Source organism: Myxococcales bacterium (assembly GCA_016717005.1).
GTDB lineage: Bacteria > Myxococcota_A > Polyangia > Haliangiales > Haliangiaceae > UBA2376.
In genome coordinates, this window is record JADJUF010000001.1 from 866,805 (window position 1) to 887,479 (window position 20,675).

The 20,675-nt window shown below is 74.5% G+C and carries 16 protein-coding genes; 9 read left to right on the top strand and 7 right to left on the bottom strand.

What is annotated here, in order from left to right:
* The first annotated feature begins 21 nt into the window (after nt 1–21).
* From IPL61_03670 to IPL61_03680, 3 genes are read left to right on the top strand one after another with little or no spacing between them, the layout of a single operon-like run.
* On the top strand, nt 22–306 hold the full coding sequence (locus IPL61_03670) for a hypothetical protein (protein ID MBK9030431.1): 285 nt from the start codon (nt 22–24) through the stop codon (nt 304–306).
* Entirely contained in the window at nt 303–845 is a 543-nt protein-coding gene (locus IPL61_03675) for a hypothetical protein (protein MBK9030432.1), read from the top strand. The genes IPL61_03670 and IPL61_03675 overlap by 4 nt, the downstream gene beginning before the upstream one ends.
* A complete protein-coding gene (locus IPL61_03680) occupies nt 824–1,468 on the top strand; it encodes a class I SAM-dependent methyltransferase (protein ID MBK9030433.1) in 645 nt (214 codons plus the stop codon). The genes IPL61_03675 and IPL61_03680 overlap by 22 nt, the downstream gene beginning before the upstream one ends.
* A 377-nt stretch (nt 1,469–1,845) precedes the next feature.
* Here the strand turns inward: IPL61_03680 and IPL61_03685 are convergent, their stop codons facing one another.
* From IPL61_03685 to IPL61_03710, 6 genes are all read right to left on the bottom strand, one after another.
* On the bottom strand, nt 1,846–2,532 hold the full coding sequence (locus tag IPL61_03685) for a hypothetical protein (protein MBK9030434.1): 687 nt from the start codon (nt 2,530–2,532) through the stop codon (nt 1,846–1,848).
* Nucleotides 2,533–2,756: 224 nt separating this feature from the next.
* A complete protein-coding gene (locus IPL61_03690) occupies nt 2,757–3,116 on the bottom strand; it encodes a hypothetical protein (GenBank protein ID MBK9030435.1) in 360 nt (119 codons plus the stop codon).
* Complete coding sequence (locus tag IPL61_03695) at nt 3,113–5,254, bottom strand: transglycosylase domain-containing protein (protein MBK9030436.1); 2,142 nt, start codon at nt 5,252–5,254, stop codon at nt 3,113–3,115. The genes IPL61_03690 and IPL61_03695 overlap by 4 nt, the downstream gene beginning before the upstream one ends.
* A gap of 259 nt (nt 5,255–5,513) precedes the next feature.
* Entirely contained in the window at nt 5,514–5,984 is a 471-nt protein-coding gene (locus tag IPL61_03700) for a hypothetical protein (GenBank protein ID MBK9030437.1), read from the bottom strand.
* The gene (locus tag IPL61_03705; protein ID MBK9030438.1) at nt 5,981–6,562 is read right to left on the bottom strand and encodes a hypothetical protein; all 582 of its coding nucleotides are present in this window, start codon (nt 6,560–6,562) and stop codon (nt 5,981–5,983) included. The genes IPL61_03700 and IPL61_03705 overlap by 4 nt, the downstream gene beginning before the upstream one ends.
* A gap of 63 nt (nt 6,563–6,625) precedes the next feature.
* Nucleotides 6,626–7,297 (bottom strand): sigma-70 family RNA polymerase sigma factor, encoded by a 672-nt coding sequence (locus IPL61_03710; protein ID MBK9030439.1) that lies wholly within the window; start codon nt 7,295–7,297, stop codon nt 6,626–6,628.
* Nucleotides 7,298–7,449: 152 nt separating this feature from the next.
* On the opposite strand from IPL61_03710, the gene IPL61_03715 reads away from it, so the two are divergent.
* Genes IPL61_03715 through IPL61_03735 form a run of 5 tightly spaced genes read left to right on the top strand, consistent with a single transcriptional unit; the run spans nt 7,450 to nt 16,245 of the window.
* A complete protein-coding gene (locus tag IPL61_03715; protein ID MBK9030440.1) occupies nt 7,450–10,461 on the top strand; it encodes a hypothetical protein in 3,012 nt (1,003 codons plus the stop codon).
* Entirely contained in the window at nt 10,458–12,056 is a 1,599-nt protein-coding gene (locus IPL61_03720) for a hypothetical protein (GenBank protein ID MBK9030441.1), read from the top strand. The genes IPL61_03715 and IPL61_03720 overlap by 4 nt, the downstream gene beginning before the upstream one ends.
* A 48-nt stretch (nt 12,057–12,104) precedes the next feature.
* Nucleotides 12,105–13,196, top strand: a complete 1,092-nt coding sequence (locus tag IPL61_03725) for a MoxR family ATPase (GenBank protein MBK9030442.1) — start codon at nt 12,105–12,107, stop codon at nt 13,194–13,196.
* Nucleotides 13,197–13,246: 50 nt separating this feature from the next.
* A complete protein-coding gene (locus IPL61_03730) occupies nt 13,247–14,149 on the top strand; it encodes a DUF58 domain-containing protein (protein MBK9030443.1) in 903 nt (300 codons plus the stop codon).
* Entirely contained in the window at nt 14,146–16,245 is a 2,100-nt protein-coding gene (locus IPL61_03735) for a BatA domain-containing protein (GenBank protein ID MBK9030444.1), read from the top strand. The genes IPL61_03730 and IPL61_03735 overlap by 4 nt, the downstream gene beginning before the upstream one ends.
* A gap of 9 nt (nt 16,246–16,254) precedes the next feature.
* On the opposite strand, the gene nagZ is transcribed toward IPL61_03735, so the two are convergent.
* Nucleotides 16,255–18,396 carry a beta-N-acetylhexosaminidase gene (nagZ, locus tag IPL61_03740; GenBank protein MBK9030445.1) on the bottom strand — a complete coding sequence of 714 codons (2,142 nt, stop codon included), beginning with the start codon at nt 18,394–18,396 and terminating at the stop codon, nt 16,255–16,257.
* A 1,067-nt stretch (nt 18,397–19,463) separates the two neighbouring features.
* Between nagZ and IPL61_03745 the strand changes: the two genes are divergently transcribed.
* The gene (locus IPL61_03745; GenBank protein MBK9030446.1) at nt 19,464–20,663 is read left to right on the top strand and encodes a radical SAM protein; all 1,200 of its coding nucleotides are present in this window, start codon (nt 19,464–19,466) and stop codon (nt 20,661–20,663) included.
* Nucleotides 20,664–20,675 lie beyond the last annotated feature (12 nt).

Here is a 20,675-nt window from a genome sequence, read left to right on the forward strand (position 1 = left end):
GAGCACCTGAGAGGTTTCGCCATGGCCCGTGCCAGCTGGATCGACGACGACAACCACCCCGACCTCGACGCCCACGTCGGGCAACTCGAGCACTTCGCCGACGCCATCGCCGACGGCGTGGTCGACGAGGCCGAGCTCGCGACGCAGGAGGAGAACCTCAAGACCGCGATGCGCGCGGCCGAGGCGGCGCTGTCCGACGACCAGCACGCGCTGGTGACCAAGGTCCTGGCCGAGACCGTCGCCTACGCGGTCATGCAGGTGCTGCACGACATGGCGGCGGCCAAGGTCCAAGCCGCGGCCAAGTGACCGCGCCCTACGCCGACCGCGAGCGCTTCCTCGAGGCGTTCCGGCTGATCGAGCGGCGGATCGAGGACCGCTGGGAGATCCCGGTGGTCATCAGCGACGTGCCGGCGCCGTTCACCGGCGACCTCGACGGCGCCGAGATCCGCGTCGACCACGACCTCGATCCCGAGGACGCGCTGTTCATCGTCGTCCACCTGTTCGGCCACACCGTGCAGTGGAACGTCTCGGAGGAGGCCCGCGCGATCGCCAAGCACCCCGGCCCCTGGGACGACGCGAACCTGGCGGCGCTGCGCGCCTACGAGCGCGAGGCCTGCCAGTACTCGCTGACCCTGTTCCACGACGCCGGCGTCCACGATCTCGATCAGTGGCTCGCCGACTTCTCGGCCTGCGACTACGCCTACCTCGAGCACGTGTTCACGACCGGCGCCAAGCCGCCGTTCCGGACCTTCTGGCGGGCCGACCAGCCGGCGCTCGCGCCCCTGCCCATCCCGCCGTTCACGCCGACCCGCTGGTGGAACCGCTGGGACGGCGTGGTGGTGTGACCGACGACGCGCTGCGCGACGGCTACGATCGCTTGGCGGCGACCTACGCCGCGCGGCTCGGCCACGAGCTCGACGGCAAGCCCCTCGACCGCTGGCTGCTCGAGCGGGTCGCGCGGACCGCGGTCGGCCCGGTGCTCGACGTCGGCTGCGGCCCCGGCCACGTCACCGGGTTCCTCGCGGCCCACGGCGCGGACGCCCGCGGGCTCGATCTGGCGCCGGCGATGGTCGCGATCGCCCGGGCCCAGGTGCCGGCGGCGCGGTTCGAGGTCGGCGACCTGCGGGCCTTGCCCGACGCCGACGCCACGCTCGGCGCGGTGGTCGCGATGTACAGCCTGATCCACCTGCCGCGCGCCGAGGTCCCGGCGGCGATCGTCGAGCTAGCCCGGGCGCTGCGGCCCGACGGCCTGCTCTTGCTCGCCGTCCACGCCGGCACCGAGACCCTGCACCCCGACGCGCTCTGGGACATCCCGGTCGACATCGACTGGAACTTCCTCGAGCCCGACGCCCTGTTCGCCGCGGTCGCCGCCGCCGGGCTGGTCGCGCTCGAGCAGCTGGTGCGCTGGCCCTACCCCGACGAGCACGCCAGCCGCCGCGCCTACGTGCTGGCGCGCAAGCCGGGGTGATCGCACGCTCCCTCGGCGAGGTGCGCTGGCGGCGAGCGGCACGCGGCCCCAACCGACGGGGGCGCGGACCACCCTGCACGCCGAGGACGACACGGGCCCGGGCCGGCTCATTGGTCCACCATCCGGTCGTGGCCGCCGCGAAGGTGCGCGCGCGATCGCCGAGGACGTCGTAGTGGACGACGCGGAAGTCGCCGCGGTGGCCGCCAGCGCTGATCGCCGCGTGCACGACCCGCATGACCGCGGCGCGCCGGAACGACGGCAGGCCGCCAACGACCTTGAGCGTGACGTGCACCGGCACCGACGCCGGGAAGCGCGTGCGCGGCAGGTGCGCGCAGCTGCCCAGCGCTTCCGCGTCCATCCAGGTCGCCCGTTGCCGCTCAGTTCACCGGCGGCACCGCCTGGTCGAACAGCGCCGGCAGGTCGAGCAGCGAGCGGGCGCCGGGCGGGGCCTGATCGATGTCGGCGAAGTCGACGCTGCCGACCTTGGTCGCGAGATCGTACTCGCCGATCGCGTGATCGAGGACGACGTACAGCGGCCGGGCCATGGCCTCGGCGGTGGTGAAGCCGGGCACGAACAGGGTCAGCTCGAGCCGGCCGCCGGCGCGCGCGACCACGACCTTCATCTTCGGCGGCGTCAGCGTGAGGCCGTCCATCGTGATCACGATGTGCGCGACGTCGATGCGCTGGCGGAACGCGACGATCCGCCAGCCGGCCACCTCGGGCCGGGCGCCGTGGAGCGCCAGCACGACCGGGAACAGATCGATCACTCCGTCGGCGGTGAGCTCGAGGGTGTGGGCGTCGGGGCCGGCCGACAGCTCGGCGAACACGCCCTCGTGGACCCGCGCCAGCTCGGCGTTGATCGACGCGAGCGAGCGCCGCAGCTCGGGCTCGGCGCGCAGCTCGGCGGCGTGGCGCCGGAACCAGGCCCAGAACTGGGCCACGCCGGCGTCGGGTTCGACCGCGCCGCCGCTGGCCATCGCCGCGGCCCACGGGCGCAGGAGCAGCCGATCGCCCACGAGCGCGAGGGCGACCAGCGCGACGGCGCCGATGACGAACCACCACACGCCCGCCACCCTACCACCGTCGGCGCCGCCTGGCACCGCGACCGGCGTCAGCCGCCGAGGATGAGCGCCGGATCGCCGAGGGGCACCGAGCCCACGAGGCCGCCCGCGTCGACGGGCTCGGCCCGATCGACCTGCGTCACCCGCCGAGGTTGAGCGCCGGATCGTCGGGTGGACCGAGCCCCCGCGGCCGCCCGCGTCGACGGGCTCGGCCACCGCGACCTGCGTCAACCGCCGAGGATGAGCGCGGGATCGTCGAGGTGCACCGAGACCACGAGGCCGCCCTCGTCGACGGGCTCGGCCAGATCGTCGATGTGGACCCACCGGACCACGATCGATCGACCGGCGGCGTCCTCGACGGTGAGCGCCAGCGCGTCGCGGGCGTCGCGGTACGCGCGCCAGCGGGGATCGTCGGGGGCCACGGCCCCGGTCAAGCGCGCGCCCTGGGCGAACACCGCCCGCACCGCCGCGTAGGCCGCCGTCGGGGTGAACCGGCCGGTGACCACGACCTGGCCGACGTCGAACCCGTCGAGCGGCGACGTGCCGATCACGAACCCGGCGGCGCGGATGCGGTACGGGCCGGTCACGGCGACGGCGGCCGGGCCAGCGGGTTGGTCGGCCGCGCGTTCTTGAGCGCCCGGTCGGCCCGGCGCAGGCACTCGCCCTCGGTCTCGGTGCCGTCCTTGACGAACACCAGCGGCGTCGCGATCGCGGCGTCGTACTCCTCCTGGGTCAGGCGCTGGCGCTCGAGCATCTTGGCCAGGATGCGCGCGATCTTGCCCTCGGTCTGGCGCCGCAGCTCGCCCTTGCAGTACTGCTTGTAGCGGTCCTTGGGGTTGGGCAGGATCGACGAGAAGAACGCCGCCTCCTTGGGCGTGATCTCGGCCGCGGTCTTGCCGAAGTACTCGCGCGCGGCCGGGCCGATGCCGTACAGCGCCGGGCCGTACTCGATCGCGTTGACGTAGATCTCGAAGATCCGATCCTTGTCGAGGAACTTCTCGATCGCCCAGGTCAGGAACAGCTCCTCGAACTTCCGCACCAGGGTCTTCTGCCGGTACAGGAGCACGTTCTTGACCGTCTGCATCGTGATCGACGACGCGCCGAACTTGAACTTGCCGGCCTCGAGGTTCTTGACCAGCGCGGTGCGGAACTCGCGCGGGATGAACCCGTGGTGCTTGTAGAACGCCGAGTCCTCGGTGGTCTGCAGCGACAGGAGCAGGTACGGCGACACCTCGGGCAGCGGTACGAAGTCGGGGTTGTCGGGGCCGATCTCGAACGACAGCCACTCGCCGGTCTCGACCTCGACCCAGTGCTCGAACGGCTCCTTGAGCCGGGTCATGGCCGGCGACACCCGGCGGGCCCGGCACCCGTTGATCGCGACCGAGCCGCCGAGCTGCGTGGCCTCGAGCTCGGCCCAGTCGATCGCCAGGTGCAGGTCGGTGGCGAACATGCCGGTCAGCGCGAACCCGGCCAGGTCGGCGGTGACCTGGGGCGGCAGCGCGTCGAGCACCTGCTGGCACGGCACGGTCGGCACGACGAAGCGGCCGGCCAGCCGCGCCGGGCGCAGCCGCGGCCCGACCGTGACGTCGCCGGTGAGCGAGAACGGCAGCCCCCGGGTCCCGAACTCGCCGCGGGTGAGCGTCAGCGTGCGGGTCGCGCGATCGTAGGTGGCCGCCACCTCCCCCGACAGCGACTCGATCTGCACCGGCTTGTCGGCCAGCATCGGGTGGTTGATCGTCAGGTCGGCGACGTGGACGCCGCCGGCGATCGTGCCGACGTCACCGCGCCGCGCGATCGTGAGGTCGGCGTCGACGGTCGTCTTCGGGTAATCGACCAGGAGGTCGCGGCCCTCAAGGATCGGCCGGAGCCGGTCGAGGCTGAAGGCGTCGGCCTTGACCCGGACCTCGCCGGCGCGGGCCCGCGGCTCGACCCAGCCGCGCGCGGTCCAGAGCGTGCCGGCCACGCCGCCGTAGCCGCCGGCGAGGTTGACCGCGAGCTGCCCGGGCGCCGTGGCCTCGGCGACGGTCCCCTCGATGCCGGTCAGCGACAGCCCGGTCCAGATCCGCAGCTCGCCGCCAGCGACCGTCGCCTCGATCTTGTCGTCCTCGCGGCTGACCTCGAGCGTGGCCGCCCGCGCCGACGGCCCGGCGCCGCTGGTCGCGGCCAGGTCCTCGAGCAGCAGCTCCGTGCGGCCATCGCGGCGCACGCCCGAGACCGCGCCGACGGTGGCGCGCACGTCGTCGTCGTCGTCGACCAGCTCGATCGCGAGCTCGCGGAAGCGCACCGGCGCGCCGGCGCCCGCCGGCCGCGCGCCCGGCGTCTGCGGCGGACGGCCGAGCCCGTCGAAGTTGTGGGTCCCGTCGGCGCGGCGGTGGATCGTCACCTGGCCGCCGCGGATCTCGATCGCCGAGATCTGCGCGGCGCCGAGCAGCGACGCGTTGCCGTCGAAGGTCACGTCGATCCGATCGAGGCGGACCACCGGCTCGGCGCCGCCGCGGGGCCGGACCCGCACGTCCTTCAGGGTGGCGTGGCCGAACGACACGTCGATCGAGCCGACCTTCACCTCGGCGCCGTAGCGCGCGGCCAGGCGCGGGATCGCACGGGTGCGCACGTACCAGGCGCCGATCCGCGGGTACGCCAGCACGGCGGCGACGACCAGCACGACCACCGCAAGGACGCCGCCGATGAGCCATCGCTGGCGCCTGGAGAACCGAGAACGTCGCACGAAGACCGGCGCAGCTTACCGCAACCGGGCGCGCAGCGCCGGCGCCCGGTTGTTGCGGCCGGTCGGGCGTGGGCCCCGGGCGACGTGCCGTTGAGCCCGATCAGGTGGTCCGTGTGCCTGCGGCGGCGGGCCCGAGCGGACGCCGTGGAGCCCACGTCGCAGGCCACCGGATCGGGTCAGGGCGGATCGCGCGCCAGGGCCAGTGCGAGCTTGAGCGCGGCCCACCAGGTCGGGCCTCAGGCGGATCGAGGCCCCGGCGCTACTTGCAGTTGAGCGCGATCAGGTGGCCCTTGTTGCCGGGCAGCGACCGCCCGAGCATGAACCAGTCGCCCGCGTCGACGTTGATCTTGGTGTCGACCACCCGACGGCCGGCGGCGTCGTCGAGGGTGACCGCCATGGCCAGCCGCGGGCGCTTGCCGCCGCGCTCGGACACATCGCGGAGCATGACGCCGAGCTTGCCGTGGACCAGCTGGGCCTCGCCGACCTTCGCCGGCGCCAGCGTCAGCGACGTCGCGCCGAGGCGCTTGAACGCGTTCCACGACGAGAACGGCGGCTTCTTGAGCTTGCGCTCGAGCGCCTTGAGGTCGGGATCGACCGAGGGCCGATCGGTCACGGTCGCCTCGATCTCGACGATCGAGCAGGCCACGTCCGCGCGCGCGATCGGAGCCGCGGCGACGGCCGCCAGCCCAAAGACCAGGACCGCGATCACGCGGTGCGAGATGCTGCTCATATGCCCTCCGTGGGGTCGAGCTCGGTCGGCTCGATCCAGATGACCGCCGCCACCCCATCGTCGTCGCTGTCCTCGAACGTGAACACGGTGCCGGAGCCGTCGGTGACGTCGAGCGACTCGACCTCCGGCGGCGTACGCGCCAGCATGATCGGGGCGACCGACGGGACCTGGACAGTCTTGACGACGACCCGCTCGCTCGGCGGCGGCCGCAACGCCAGGGCCAGGGCCGCGACCGCGCCGGCGCTCACCAGGCCGGTCGCGATGTGGCTGCGGTGGCCGCCCAGCCAGCTCCAGAGCCGGGCCCAGGTCGACGGCGCGGGCGCCGCCTCCGGTCGGGCCACGGGCACGAGCGCGGACTCGTCCTCGCGATCGAGGCGGCGCTCGACCAGGTCCCACAGCCCCGCCAGCCGCGGCTCGGCCTCGTCGGCGGCCAGCTCGAGGTCCCCGCGCACCAGCTCACCCAGCTCGTGGATGGCGGCGGCGGTGCCGGCGGCGTCGGGGCCGAGGCGGGTGGCCGCGTCGGTGCCGAGCTCGCCGTCGGCGGCGAGCATCGAGTCGAGGGGATTGATCTTGGACACGGCAGGTTCGCGCTGGTTAGAAGAACGGGTCGAAACTATGACGCGGGAGCCAGGGGGCAGAATTCAATCACCCGGCGAATCTTCGGGATCACCCGGATCGTCACCGGCCGGGCCCGGCCCCGAGTACAGATCCGCCAGCTGGCGCTGCATGTTCTTCCGGGCATGGAACAGGCGCGACATGATCGTGCCCTTGCTGCACTGCATGGTCGCGGCCATCTCCTCGTAGGACAGGCCCTCGAGCTCGCGCATGACCAGGACCGCGCGGTGGTTGTCGGACAGGCCGTCGAGGGCCTCCGAGATGCGCTCGCGGATCTCGCGGTCCATCAGCGCGCGGCCCGGATTTCCGCCAATGATCTTGGGGAGTAAGGCGTCTTCGGAGATGGCGCCCTCGACCGCCGCGTCGGTGAAGTCGACCGGCTGGTGGCGCTTGTGCTTGCGGATGTGGTCGATCGCCAGGTTCATGACGATCCTATAGAGCCAGGTATAGAAGGACGCCTGGCCCTCGAACTTGTCGAGGTGGCGGTGGGCCTTGATGAAGGCGTCCTGGACCACGTCGAGCGCGTCGTCCTGGTTGCGGACCACGCCGAAGGCCAGGGCGTAGGCCCGACGGTGGTAGCGCTCGAACAGGGCGCGGAAGGCGTCCCGGTCCCCACGCTGGGCCCGCTCGACCAGCAGCCGATCGTCGGACGGCACCACGGCGGCCGGCCCAGGGCGCGCCGCCGCAGGTTGCCCCACGACGGCGGCGGTCGCCAGCCCGGCACGCTTCGTCACCCGCCGGTTATACCTACGCGACCGCGCGGCCGCTACCACCTGCGCGACCGCACGTGCCGCGCCACACTCAGCCCGATCAGCGCGCACATGCGGTGGTGTGCGCGGCGGACCGCCACGTGCCTTCGTTCGACTTCATCCGGACCTACTTCTCCGACGTGCGCATCCGCGTGCGGCGGCAGTTCGCCGTGGGCGCGCTCTACGGCCTGCTCGCGATCTGGATCGCGCTGGCCGTCGTGCTGCCGCTGATCGCGGTCGCGACCGCGCCGGGCCGGGTGACGTCGGTGGCGCTGCTCGCCGGCGGCGGCGTCGTGGCCCTGCTCGCGCTGGTCGCCGCGATCGTGATCGGCGTGATCTACCCGGTGCGCCGCTACGCCGCCGACGCCGCGGTCGCGCGCTGGATCGGCGCACGCGCGCGCCCGCTGGCGTCGGATCTGCTGTCGACCGTCGAGCTGCACGGGGCCGCGCCCGGCCCGCAGGTGCGCTCGACGGCGCTGGTCGAGGCGCTGACCGACGCGACCGCCGCGCGGCTCCGGGCGGTCGACGCCGCGACCCTGGTCGATCGGGCGCCGGTCCGGCGCGCCGGCGCCGCGATGATCACCGCCGCGGTCGCCGCGGGCGCGCTGGCGATCGGCGCGCACGGGACCCTCGCCTCGGGCTGGCACCAGCTGCTGGTCGCGCCGGTGCGGCCGTGGAACGGCGCGCAGGTGTCGTCGGTGCCGCTGGTCGGCGACATCGCGATCACGCTGACGCCCCCGGCCTACAGCCGGCGCCCGCCGCTCACGATGACCTCGACCTCCGGCGACTTCCGGGCGCTGGCCGGGACCACCGCGCGGATCGTCACGACCGTGCTCGAGCCGGCGACCGCGGTCGCGCTGGTGATCGAGCGCGGCGCGCCCGGGACGACCGCCGCGCCCGAGCTGGTGCCGCTGGTCGAGGGCCCCGACGGCCTGGCCGCCGAGCTGACGATCACCGGGCCGGCCCGCTACCGGTTCCAGATCGAGACGCCGCGCAAGCAGCGCCGGATCGAGATGGGCGCGCACGCGATCGAGATCGAGCCCGACGCGATCCCGACGATCGCGCTGTACGCGCCGGCCGACGAGCTCGACGTCACCAACATGAAGCGCATCGAGCTGGCCTACGTCGCCGAGGACGATTTCGGCGTGACCGCGGTCGAGCTGGTGTGGGAGATCGCGGGCAAGGTCGACGGCAAGTCGATCGCCGCGCTGCGCGACGCGCCGGGCCGGGCCCAGGGCAAGCTGGTCTGGGACCTGGCCGAGATGACGTTGCCGCCCGGCGCCGAGGTCACGTACCACCTCGAGGTCGTCGACAACGACACCATCGGCGGGCCCCACCGCGGGCGGTCGCGGCCGTTCCGGCTGCGGGTGTTCTCGCCGCGCGAGCGCCACGAGCAGAACCTGGCGCGCCAGGCCGAGCTGGCCGAGAGCGTCGTGACCAACCTCGGCCACCGGCTGGTGGCGACCGACGGCGAGGTCCCGCGCGACGAGCTGCACCGCGGCCTCGACGCGCTCGCGATCGACGCCGGCACCCTGGCCGCGGCGTTCGCCGACGACCCGCTGGCCGATCCGGCCCTGCGCGCGGTCGTCGCCGGCCTGCGCGATCGCCTGACCAAGCTGGTCGGCGCCGAGGAGCGCCTGCTCGACAAGCCCGACGCCGCCGGCCGCGGCCGCCCGAGCCGGCCCAGCGCCAAGCTCGGCCCGCTCGACAAGCAGATCGTCGGCGAGCTCGAGGACGACGCGATCCTCCTGGCCGACTGGCTCGAGCGCGAGCAGCTCGAGAGCATGCTCGACATCGCCGACGAGCTCGACGCCCACCAGCAGCGCCTCGCCGAGCTGCTCGCCGAGTACGCCCGCACCGGCGACGACAAGCTCAAGGCCGAGATCGCGCGCGAGCTGCACACGATCGATCAGAAGCTGGCCGAGCTGGGCCGGGCCCGCGCCCGGGTGGCCGAGGACGTGCTCGATCAGTTCGTCCACGCCGACGCCGTGGCCGAGCAGCAGGTGGGCTCGTGCATGGACGAGGTCGCCGCGCTGGTCGCCGCCGGCGACGCCGCCGGGGCCCAGGCCGCGCTCGAGCGCTGCCGCCAGCGCGCCAGCACCGCCAGCCAGTCGCTCGAGAGCGCGCTGCACCAGCTGCGCGGCGACCGCATGGGCGAGGCCGAGAAGAAGCTCGACGAGCTGATGAACGAGCTCGCCGACGTCGCCGGCGATCAGGCCGACATCGCGGCCGAGGCCGACCGCATCTTCGAGCGCTACGCCGACCGCGCCGACTCGCTCACGCGCGATCTGGGCAAGGACGCGCGCCACCGCCTCGGCGGCACGGTCGACAAGCTCAAGGATCGGCTCGCGGCGATCCCCGACAGCGGCCTGACGCCGTTCGCGCGCGAGGAGCTCGAGATCGTCGACAAGCGCCTGGCCGATCTCGAGCGCATGCTCGACGACGGCGACGTGGCCGAGTCGCTGGGCATGGCCAAGCAGGCCGCCGACAGCCTCGAGACCGTCGCCAGCGAGCTCGACGCCGCGATGGCCGACGATCCGTCCTCGCCGTTCGCCCAGGCCACCGCCGACGCGATCGACGCGGTCGAGCGGGCCCGGCCGCTGGCGCAGCGCCTGGTCGACGAGCTCGAGCACCTGACGCCGTCGCCGGACCAGATGCTCGGTGACGACGACAAGCGCCGGCTCGACGCGCCCAAGCGCCGCCAGGCCAGCAACCGCGATCGAGCCAAGGCCCTGGTCGAGCGCGCCCAGGGCGCCGACGGCCTGCCCGGCGACGCCGCCGAGGCGATCAAGGATCGCGTGCGCGAGGCGACCGGGCCGATGACCCAGGCCGAGAAGCGCATGGGCGGACGCGATCCCTCGGGCGCGCGCGACGCCGCCCGATCCGCGGCCGACGCGCTCGCCAAGGCGCGGCGCGAGGCCCAGCGCGCGGCCCGCCAGGCCCAGGCCCAGGGCACCGGCGCGGTCGGCGACGAGCCAGTCCGCATCCCGGGCGCGGATCAATACGTCGCGCCCGAGGCGTTCCGGCAAGAGCTGCTCGAGGGCATGAAGCGCAAGGCGCCGGCCGGCTACGACGAGGCGCTGCGCCGTTACTACGAGGACCTGATCCGATGACCCACGCCGGCGCCCTGGCCGGGCTGGTGGTCGGGCTGATCGTCACGCTGGCGGCGGCGCCGGCCGACGCCCGCCGCGATCACACGCTCTCGGGCGACGCGACCCGGGCGGCCCGGATGCTGTCCGAGGCCCGGCTCGACGAGGCCCGCCCGGTCGTGGCCGAGCTGGTCCGGCGCGCGCCCGACGCCGCCGAGGTCCGCTGGCTCGAGTCGCAGGTGGCGTTCCTCGACGGTGACTACCCCCGGGCGGTCGAGCGCCTGACCGGCGTCGACGACGCCGAGCTGGGCGGCGAGGTCGGCGTGGCGCGCGTGCTGCTCACCCGGACCCGCGACCTCACCGCGGGCTTCGTGCGCCGGGACTCGCCGGCCGGTCACTTCGAGTTCGCGTACGCGCCCGGCATCGACGAGGTCCTGGTCGATCTCGCCGGCGAGGCGCTCGATCGCGCCTGGGCGCGGATCGGCGACGACCTCGGCTACCACCCGACCCGCAAGGTCCGGGTCGAGCTGCTCGGCGCGCCGGCCGACCTGGCCAAGGTGTCGCCGCTGACCGAGACCGAGATCGAGACCACCGGCACGATCGCGCTGTCGAAGTACGAGAAGCTGATGCTGGTGTCGCCGCGGGCGACGCTGACCGGCTACCCGTGGCTCGACTCGCTCGTGCACGAGTACGTCCACTACGTCGTCGCCCACGCGTCCCACGACGCGGTGCCGGTGTGGCTGCACGAGGGCCTGGCGCGGTTCGAGCAAGCCCGCTGGCGCGCCGAGCCGGGCGCCACGCTGACGGCGATCGAGCAGCAGCTGCTGGCCGGCGCGCTCAAGAACCGGCGGCTGATCGAGCTCGACGCGATGCACCCGTCGATGGCGAAGCTGCCCAGCCACGAGGCCGCGGCCCTGGCCTACGCCGAGGTGTTCACGCTGGTGGCGTGGCTGCACGGCAAGGTCGGCTACCCGGGCCTGCGCCAGGCGCTGACGCTCCAGGCCGGCGGCAAGAGCGCGCGCCGGGCCCTGGCCGAGGTCACCGACACGACCTGGGCCACGCTCGAGAAGGAGTGGCGCGCGCACCTGCGCACGCTCGATCTCTCGGGCGGCCGCGCCGCCGGCGTCCGCAGCGCCAAGCACGCGCGCATCCGGTTCGCCAAGGGCGGCGCCGCCAGCGACAACGTCGGGCTCGACGAGATCGCCAGCGCCAAGGCCCGCAAGTTCGCGCGGCTCGGCGGCATGCTGCGCGCGCGCGGCCTGACCGCCGCGGCCGCGGTCGAGTACGGCAAGGCCATGGCCGCGACCAGCGGCACCGACCCGGTCGTCGCCAGCAAGCTGGCCCGGGTCTGGGTCGAGCTGGGCGAGTACGCCAAGGCGGTGGCCCTGGCCGAGCCGCTCGTCGCCGTCGACGACTCCGACGCGGTCCCCGCCGTCACGCTCGGCCTGGCCCGGGCCGGCCTGCGCGACGCGGCCGGCGCGATCACCGCGTTCGAACAAGCCGTGCGCGTGTCGCCGTTCGATCCCGCGGTCCGCTGTGGCCTCGCCGACGGCTACGCCGCCGTGGCCGATCCCCGCGCCGCCCGCGAGCGCGCCGCCTGCACCCGCCTTCACCCCTGACCCTCCGCCCTGACCGCGGCCGCCGCCGCTTGCGAGATCGCCGCCCCGATGAGCCAGTCCTTGACCGAGTTCGAGACCAGCGAGACCACCGTGACCAGCGACCACCCGACCGAACCGGTGACGCTGGTCGTGGAGCCGCCGGCCGAGGACCAGACCGCCGTCGACCTGCGCGCCGTCGCCGACATCGCCCGCGCCCACGGCGAGCTGTGCGCGCAGATCGAGAAGCGCATCGTCGGCCAGCGCAAGGTGGTCGAGCACCTGCTGACCGCGCTGTTCGCCCGCGGCCACTGCCTGTTCGTCGGCGTGCCGGGCCTGGCCAAGACGCTCTTGATCTCGACCCTGGCCGAGACCCTCAACCTGTCGTTCCAGCGCATCCAGTTCACGCCCGATCTGATGCCGGCCGACATCACCGGCACCGAGGTCCTCGAGGAGGATCAGATGACCGGGCGCCGGTCGTTCCGGTTCATCCGCGGGCCGGTGTTCGCCAACCTGGTGCTGGCCGACGAGATCAACCGGACGCCGCCCAAGACCCAGGCGGCGCTCCTGCAGTCGATGCAGGAGTACCGGGTCACCGCCGGCGGCACCACCCACGACCTGCCGCTGCCGTTCCTGGTGTTCGCGACCCAGAACCCGATCGAGCAGGAGGGCACCTACCCGCTGCCCGAGGCCCAGCTCGATCGCTTCATGTTCCAGGTCGACGTCGACTACCCGACCGCCAGCGAGGAGGAGGAGATCGTGCGGATGTCGACCTCGGGCCACACCGCCGAGCTGACCCGGGTGCTGTCGCCGGCGCGGATCCTCGAGCTGCAGGCGCTGGTGCGGCGCGTGCCGGTGGCCGACCACGTCGTGCGCTACGCGGTGGCGCTGGCCCGGGCCACCCGGCCCAAGGACGGCGTGGCGCCGGCGTTCGTGAAGGACTTCGTGCAGTGGGGCGCGGGCCCGCGCGCGTCGCAGTTCCTGATCCTGGCCGGCAAGGCCCGGGCGATCCTCGACGGGCGGTTCGCGGTGTCGATCGACGACGTCGCCGCGCTGGCCCGGCCGACCCTGCAGCACCGGCTGATCCTGAACTACCGCGCCGAGGCCGAGGGCGTGCGGCCGGGCGACCTGATCGATCGCCTGCTCGGCGTCGTGACGCCGTAGCCGGCGGCGCCCGTGCTCTCGCGCCCGCCTCCGCACCGACCTCGCACGCCGTGAAGCTCGATCCGTCTCTCCTCGCCAAGCTGGGCTCGCTCCCGGTCAAGGCGCGCGTCATCGTCGAGAGCGCGCTGTCGGGGATGCACCGCGCGCGCCTGCGCGGCTCGTCGGTCGAGTTCGCCGAGCACAAGGAGTACTCGCCCGGCGACGAGCTGCGGCACATCGACTGGAAGGCGCTGGCCAAGCTCGACCGCTACTACGTGAAGCAGTTCGAGCAGGAGTCGCAGCTCACGGTCTACCTGGTGCTCGACGCGTCGGGCTCGATGCGGTTCGCGGGCGCCGGGCTGCCCAAGGTCGAGTACGGCGCGCTGGCGCTGGCCGCGCTCGCGTACCTGGTGAGCCAGCAGCAGGACAAGGTCGGGCTGTACGTGTTCGGCCCGCGCCCGGCGCCGCTGCACGTGCCGCCCCGGGCCAAGGGCACGCACCTGGCGGATCTGCTGGCGGTGCTCGACGCCGCGATCGCCGACCCGACGACCGGCGACGACTCGCCGGCCGACGCGCTCGATCGGATCGGCGAGCTGGCCCGACGGCGGCGCGCGCTGGTCGTGCTGGCGTCGGACCTGTTCGATCCCGACGACCGCACCGTCACGGCGCTGCGGCGCCTGCGGGCCCAGCGCCACGACGTGGTCGCGCTGCACGTGGTCGCGCCCGAGGAGCGGACCCTGCCCTACGAGGGCCTGACGATGTTCGAGGGCCTCGAGGGCGACCACAAGCTCCTGGCCAACCCGACCGCGATCCGCGCCGACTACGTCGCGCGCATGGACGCGTTCCTGGCCCGGACCGCGGACGAGCTGGCGGCCGGCGGCGTCGACTACCACCTGACGCCGACCGATCGGCCGCTCGATCAGACCCTGCTCGCGGTGCTGACCGCGCGCGGCGGCCCGCGGGAGCGCCGGTGACGTTCCTGGCGCCGCTGATGCTGCTGGGCCTGGCCGGCCTGGCGATCCCGGTCGTGCTGCACCTGATCGGGCGCCGCCGCGCCCGGGTCGTCAAGTTCGCGGCCCTGGCGTTCCTGATCGGCTCGCGCCGCAAGACCTCGCGCCGGCTGCAGCTGCGCGAGCGCGCGCTGCTGATCGTCCGGGTGCTCGCGTGCATCGCGCTGCCGCTGGCGATCGCCAAGCCGTTCACGTCGTGCCGCGCGCGCGGCCCGACGGTCCAGCGCGGCCCCCAGGCGGCGGTGTTCGTCATCGACGACTCGTTCACCAGCGGCTACCGCCTGGGCGGGCGCTCGATCCTCGCGCGCGAGGTCGAGGCCGCGACCCGGATCCTCGGCCAGCTCGGCCCCGAGGCCGAGGTCGCGGTCGTGCGCGCGTCCGAGGGCGCGCCCAGCGTCACCGAGCTGTCGCGCGAGCAGCTGCGCCTGCGCGACGCGCTGCTCGATCTCGAGCCGAGCGCGCGCCCGGCCGATCTCCGCCGGGCCCTGGCGCGCGCGGCCCAGCTGCTCGACGGCTCGAGCCACAAGCAGAAGACGGTCTACCTGGTGTCGCCGCTGACGGTCAACGCGCTGCCGGCCGGCGACGCGCCGTGGGCGGCCGACGGGCCCGCGCTCGAGGTCGTCGACGTCCGCGGCGGCGCGGCGCTGCCGAACCTGGCCGTGACGTCGCTGACCGTCACCCCCGATCCCACCGCCGGCCCGCGCGGCATCGCGATCGTCGCCGAGATCGTCAACCACGGGCCGACCCCGGTCGCCGACGTGCCGGTCTCGGTCGAGGTCGCCGGCGCGGTGGTCGCCCGCGGCCAGCTCGACCTCGCGCCGGGCGAGACCCGGGGCAAGCGGTTCCTGGCGACGATGCCGGCCGAGCAGCGCTCGGCGCCGGTGGCGGTGTCGATCCGCGCCGACGCGCTGCCGACCGACGATCGTCGCCACGCGATCGCGCGGCTGCGCGACGACGTGCGCGTGCTGCTGGTCGACGGCGACGCCCGGGCCGATCGCCACGAGGACGAGGTGTTCTACCTCGAGGCGGCGCTGCGCCCGGGCGACCGCGGCGAGGCCGGCACCGTCGTCACCAAGATCCTCCCCGACGATCTCGACGACGTCGATCTGGGCGCGTTCGACGTGGTCGTGCTGGCGAACGTCGCGGCCCTGCCGAGCCCGCGGGTCGAGGCCCTGGCCGCGTGGCTGCGCAGCGGCGGCGGCCTGCTGGTCGCGCCCGGCGATCACGTCGATCCGGCGGCCTACGAGGCGACGATGCTGCCGCTCCTGCCTCAGAGCCTGCGCGATCCGATCGACACCGCCTGGGGCGCCGCCCCCGACGAGCGCGCCGCGCGCGCGCTGCACCTGACCAAGTGGGAGGCCGACCACCCGATCTTCGCGCCGTTCGCGGAGGACGCGCCCGGGCTCGCCGACGCCGCGTTCACCAAGGTCATGCTGCTCGGGCCGACCACCGCGACCACCGACCGCCGGGTGCTGGCGCGGTTCACCAACGGCGCGGCCGCGATGGTGCTCGCGACCGTCGGCGACGGCCAGGTGCTGCTGTACACGTCGACGATCGATCGCGACTGGAACGATCTGCCGGTCCTGCCCGGCTACCTGCCGCTGATGCAGGAGTCGGTGCGCTTCCTGGCCCGCCGCCGCGGCGACACGCTGACCAAGAGCATCCTCGTCGGCCAGGGCCAGGGGCTGCCGACGCTCGAGCTGAAGAAGCTCGAGGTGCGCGGCCCCGACGGGCTCACCACGGTGTTCGAGGGGGCCCGGCTCGACGGGCGCCCGACCGTTCGGTTCGGCGCGGCCGAGCGGCCGGGCGTGTACCGGGTCATCGGCACCGACGGCACCGGCGCGACCCGCGACCGCGACGAGCTGGCGTTCGCGGCCAACCTCGACCCGCGCGGCTCGGACCTGTCGCCGGCGCCGCCGTCGGTGCTGCCGGTCAGCGGCGCGCCCGGCACCACCGGCGGCAAGGCGCCGCTGCGGCGGGTCGAGCTGTGGCACGCGGTGGCGGCCGCGCTGCTGGCGCTCCTGGTGCTCGAGTCGATCCTGATCCAGCAGAAGCGCTGACCGGGTCGGTCAGCGGCCGGCCAGGCGATCGGCGAGCCGCCGGTGCGCGAGCGCGCCGACCTGGGCCAGGTCGACCGGCGGCAGCGCCGCGCGCGCGGCCACGTGGGCGGCGGTGAGCGCCCGCACCCGCGCCGCCGACTCGCCCAGCCGGCGCCGCAGCTCGGCGTCGCGCTCGCCGGCGCTGATCAGCGCCGCGCGGGCCTCGGCCTGGTGGCCGGCGTCGCGGCACAGCAAGAGCGCGTCGCAGCCGGCCCGGATCGCCCGCACCGCCGCGTCGCCGACGCCGAAGTGATCGGCGATCGCCCGCATGTCGAGATCGTCGGACACGATCACGCCGCGGTAGCCGAGCCGCTGGCGCAGCAGGCCGGTCACGACCGCCGACGACAGCGTCGCCGGGACGCTGGCGTCGAGCGCGGCGTAGACGACGTGCGCGGTCATCAGCATCGGCAGCCCGGCCCTGGCGGCGGCGGCGAACGGCGCCAGCTCGACCGCGTCGAGGCGGGCCTGGGGGTGGTCGATGCGCGGCAGCGCCAGGTGGCTGTCGGTGGCGGTGTCGCCGTGGCCGGGGAAGTGCTTGCCGCACGCGAGCACGCCGCCCGCGGCCAGGCCGGCCGCGGTCGCGAGCGCCCGCCGGGTCACGGTGTCGGCGGTGCGGCCGAACGCGCGGTCGCCGATGATCGGGTTGTGCGGGTTGGTGTGGACGTCGAGCACTGGCGCGAAGTCGACGTCGAAGCCCAGCGCGGCCAGCTCGCGCCCGAGCGCCAGCCCGATGGCCTCGGCCAGCGCCACGTCGTCGCCGGCCGGGTGGTTGTCGAGCGCCAGCATCGGCGGCCACTGCGTCGCCGGCGCGCGCACGCGCTGGACCACGCCGCCCTCTTGATCGACCGCGATCAGCAGCGGCAGATCCGGCGGCGCCGCCGCGTGCAGCGCGCGGTTGAGCTCGACCAGCGCCGCGAGGTCGGTGACCTCCTGGGGCACCGGGCCGGCGACGACCTCGGTGACCAGGTTGCGCTTGAACAGGATCGCCGCGCCGATCTGACCGCGGGCGATCTGCGCATGGAGCTCGGGGGAGACCGTCGGCCCCGGGAAGCCGTGCCACAGGACACGACCGACGTCATCGACGAGCGACTGGCTCACCGCGCCAGTGTACTCGCGCCCGGGCCCGGCGGCGGCTGCGGGATCGGTCGCCCGACCGCGCCGCGTCAGTTCAGGCCCGTGCAGGTCATCTCGGCGCAGCCGGTGGTCCGCTGGAACACGGTGACCTCGAAGAAGTCGGGCACGCCCGCGCGCCGGACGATGAAGCCCTGTGGCATGTCGCCGGCGCCGACGACCCGGAGCGCGGCGGAGGTGCCGACCAGCGTCGGCCCGGACGCGGCCATGCCGGTCGCCCCATCCACCAGCACGACCCGCCAGCCGCCGGCCTGCTGGCCGCCGACCACGTTCCAGGTGCAGGTCCCGTTCGGACACGGTGCCAGATCGCGGTCCTGAGGCGGATTGGTGCACGCCGGCCCCGGCGCGTCGGTGGGCGTGCGCGCGGCGCAGGTCGGGAAGCGGTTGTCGGTGCAGTTGAGGGGCGTGCCGCCGGTCGGGCACGGGGTGCACGCCAAGGGCGGCAGCGTCACGCCGCCCGAGATCGCCACGCACCCCTGCGTCGCGTTGCCGTCGAAGGTCTCGGTGCAGGTCACGACGCCGGGCTCGCACACGCTGCCGACGGTCGTCACCGGCAGGCACGCCCCGCCGCCGGTGGCGGGGGCGGGGACCCCGTCGCAGCCGCTGTCGATGCCGTCGCAGGCCTCGATCGCCGGCCGCGGGCGCCCGTAGAAGTCGCTGTCGGCGCAGTCGACCCCGTCGGAGAAGTTCACGCACACCGGCGCGCCCGGCGCGGGCGCCCGTGCGGGCGCAGCGGGCGAACCCGTCGTTGTCACCGTCCGCCGGCCCGCCGTCGTCGCACTGCCGGTTGCAGTCCTGATCGACGCCGTCGCACTCGATGTCGGCGGCGGTCGGGTGGATGTCCTTGGCCTCGATGGTGAACGTGTCGTTGGCGTCGTTGCCGCGACCGATCACCGAGCCCTCCTCGAGACAGTCGCGCTGGCCCGGGTAACGTGCGCAGGTCTTGAGGTTGACCGCGCCGACCGTGCCGTCCGGCCCCATGCAGGTGATGAACTCGTCGCCGTCGAGGTCGAGGTCGCGCAGGTCGCAGCGACCGCCGCGCGGGATCGCGCAGGCCTCGTCGACCCCGTTGCAGGTGGTGTCGGTGACGCCGGGGTGGATGTCCCCGGCCATCACCACCTGCCCGAACAGATCGTGGACCTCGCCCTCGTCGAGGCAGTCGCCGGCGCACACCTTGACGCCGTCGCCGTCGACGTCAGCGGTGTTGGCGACGGTCGTCGAGCAGCAGTCGGTGTCGTCGATCGAGCAGTCCTGGGCGCTGGCGTCGTCTGACGGGAACACGTCGGGGCGCCGATCGTCGCAGTCGATCGCGAGGTCGGGCCGACAGTCGGGCGCGGCGCCGCCGGTCGGGGCCGGGAACGTGTCGCAGTCGGCGTCGGTCGGCGGCACGATCGCGCGATCGCGGATCGGGCCCGGGACCGGATCGGTCGGATCGGCGCGCCACCACGCGCAGCCGGTGCGGGTGACGCCGTGGTCGTCGTCGGCCGCGACCAGCACGACGTCGAAGCGCCGGATCTCCCCGTCGACGAACCGGGTGGGGCTGGTCGCGTGCGCGAACCCGACCAGGGCCTCACCGGGGTCGGCCGGGTCGCCGGTCAGCGTCCAGGCGCCGACCGCGAACACCAGCTCGTCGTCGAGCGAGATCTCGCTCGACGGGTACAGCGCCACCTCGTGGGTGCCATCGCCGAAGCCGTCGGGGAACGTCAGCGCCGCGGCGTCGAGCTCGAGCGGGGCCCGGCGCCACCACGTCGGCGTCACCACGCTCCCGGGCCGCGCCGTGGGCACCTCGGCCGCGCCGACACCGACGTACACCTCGAGCCGCGTCGCGGCCGTGGCGTCGCTGGTGTGGATCGACAGGACGATCGCGGTGTCGCCGGCGCACCCGGCCACGGCGGCGGCGGCGACGGTGGACAGCGCGACGCGACGACACAGAACGGCTGGCTCGAGCATGCATCCCCCAGGGCAAGCTAAGCCGTCATCGTACCGCACCGAGCTCGGCGCCGAACACCTTTGTCGCGCCGCCGCCCCGGGCTACCGTGATCGATGTCGTGCTCGCCGAGTTCCAGCGGACCTACGACCTCGACCACCCGACGGTGATCGCGGCCCTGTCGCCGTGGACCGTGTCCCAGGTCGCGATCAGCGCGATCCGCTCGGCGATCGATCTGGTCCTGGTCGCCGCCGCGCGCCGCCTCGTGGTCGCGATCGAGGCGCGCGGCGCCGGCGCCCACCTCGCCGCCACCCGCGACCTGCAGCTGTCGTACTACGCCGACGACGGCGTCGATCACGGCGCCGCCGCGGCGGTCGTGCGCGCGCTCGCCACGGCCCTGGCCGGGTTCGAGGCCGGCGCGCCGCCGCGCCGCCTGCCGGTCGTGCCCAGCGCCGGGCATCGCTTCGTCGAGCTGCGGATCAACCGCACGTGCAACGAGCGCTGCCGGTTCTGCAACACCCCCGCCGACTCGCCGACGGTGCTCGACCAGCCGGCCGAGGTCTACGCGCGCATCGCGGCGGCCGCGGCCGCCGGCTGCGCCGACCTGCTGCTCACCGGTCGCGAGACCACGCTGGCGCCCGAGCTGCCCGGGTACGTCGCCGCGGCCCGGGCCGCCGGCATCGGCAACGTGCGCGTCCAGACCAACGCCACGACCCTCGGACACGGGCCGGTCCTGGCCGCGCTCCTGGCCGCGGGCGTCACCGAGTTCGAGGTGTCGCTGCACACGCTCGCGCCGGCGACGTTCGCGGCGCTGATCGGCCCGGCGGCGCTGTTGCCGCACACGGTCGCGGGGCTCGACGCCCTGGCCGCGGCGCCGCAGGTCGGCGTCACGATCGTGTGCGTCGTGACCGCGGTCAACCTCGACGAGGTCCCCGGCCTGGTGGCGACGATCGCGACCCGCTGGCCGGGCGTGCGGTCGCTCGTGCTGTCGCCGGTGGCGCCGGTCGGCGACGGCGCCGACGCCCTCGAGCTGCTGGTGCCGTACGCGCGCCTGGGCCCGGTCATCGCCGACGGCCTGCGCGCCGCGGCGCGCCTGGGCCTGGCGGCGACCGTGCCAGCGCGGTGCGGGCTGCCGCCGTGCGCGCTGCCGGCCGACGTGCGCGATCGCCACGAGGCGGTGCGCAGCGACCGCGGCGGCCCGATCGAACCGGGCAAGCGCAAGCCCGCCGCGTGCGCCACCTGCGCGCTCGACCGTCGGTGCGGCGGCGCCTGGGCCCGCTACCTCGACGTCCACGGCGACGCCGGCCTGGCCCCGATCTGACCTGGCCGGCCC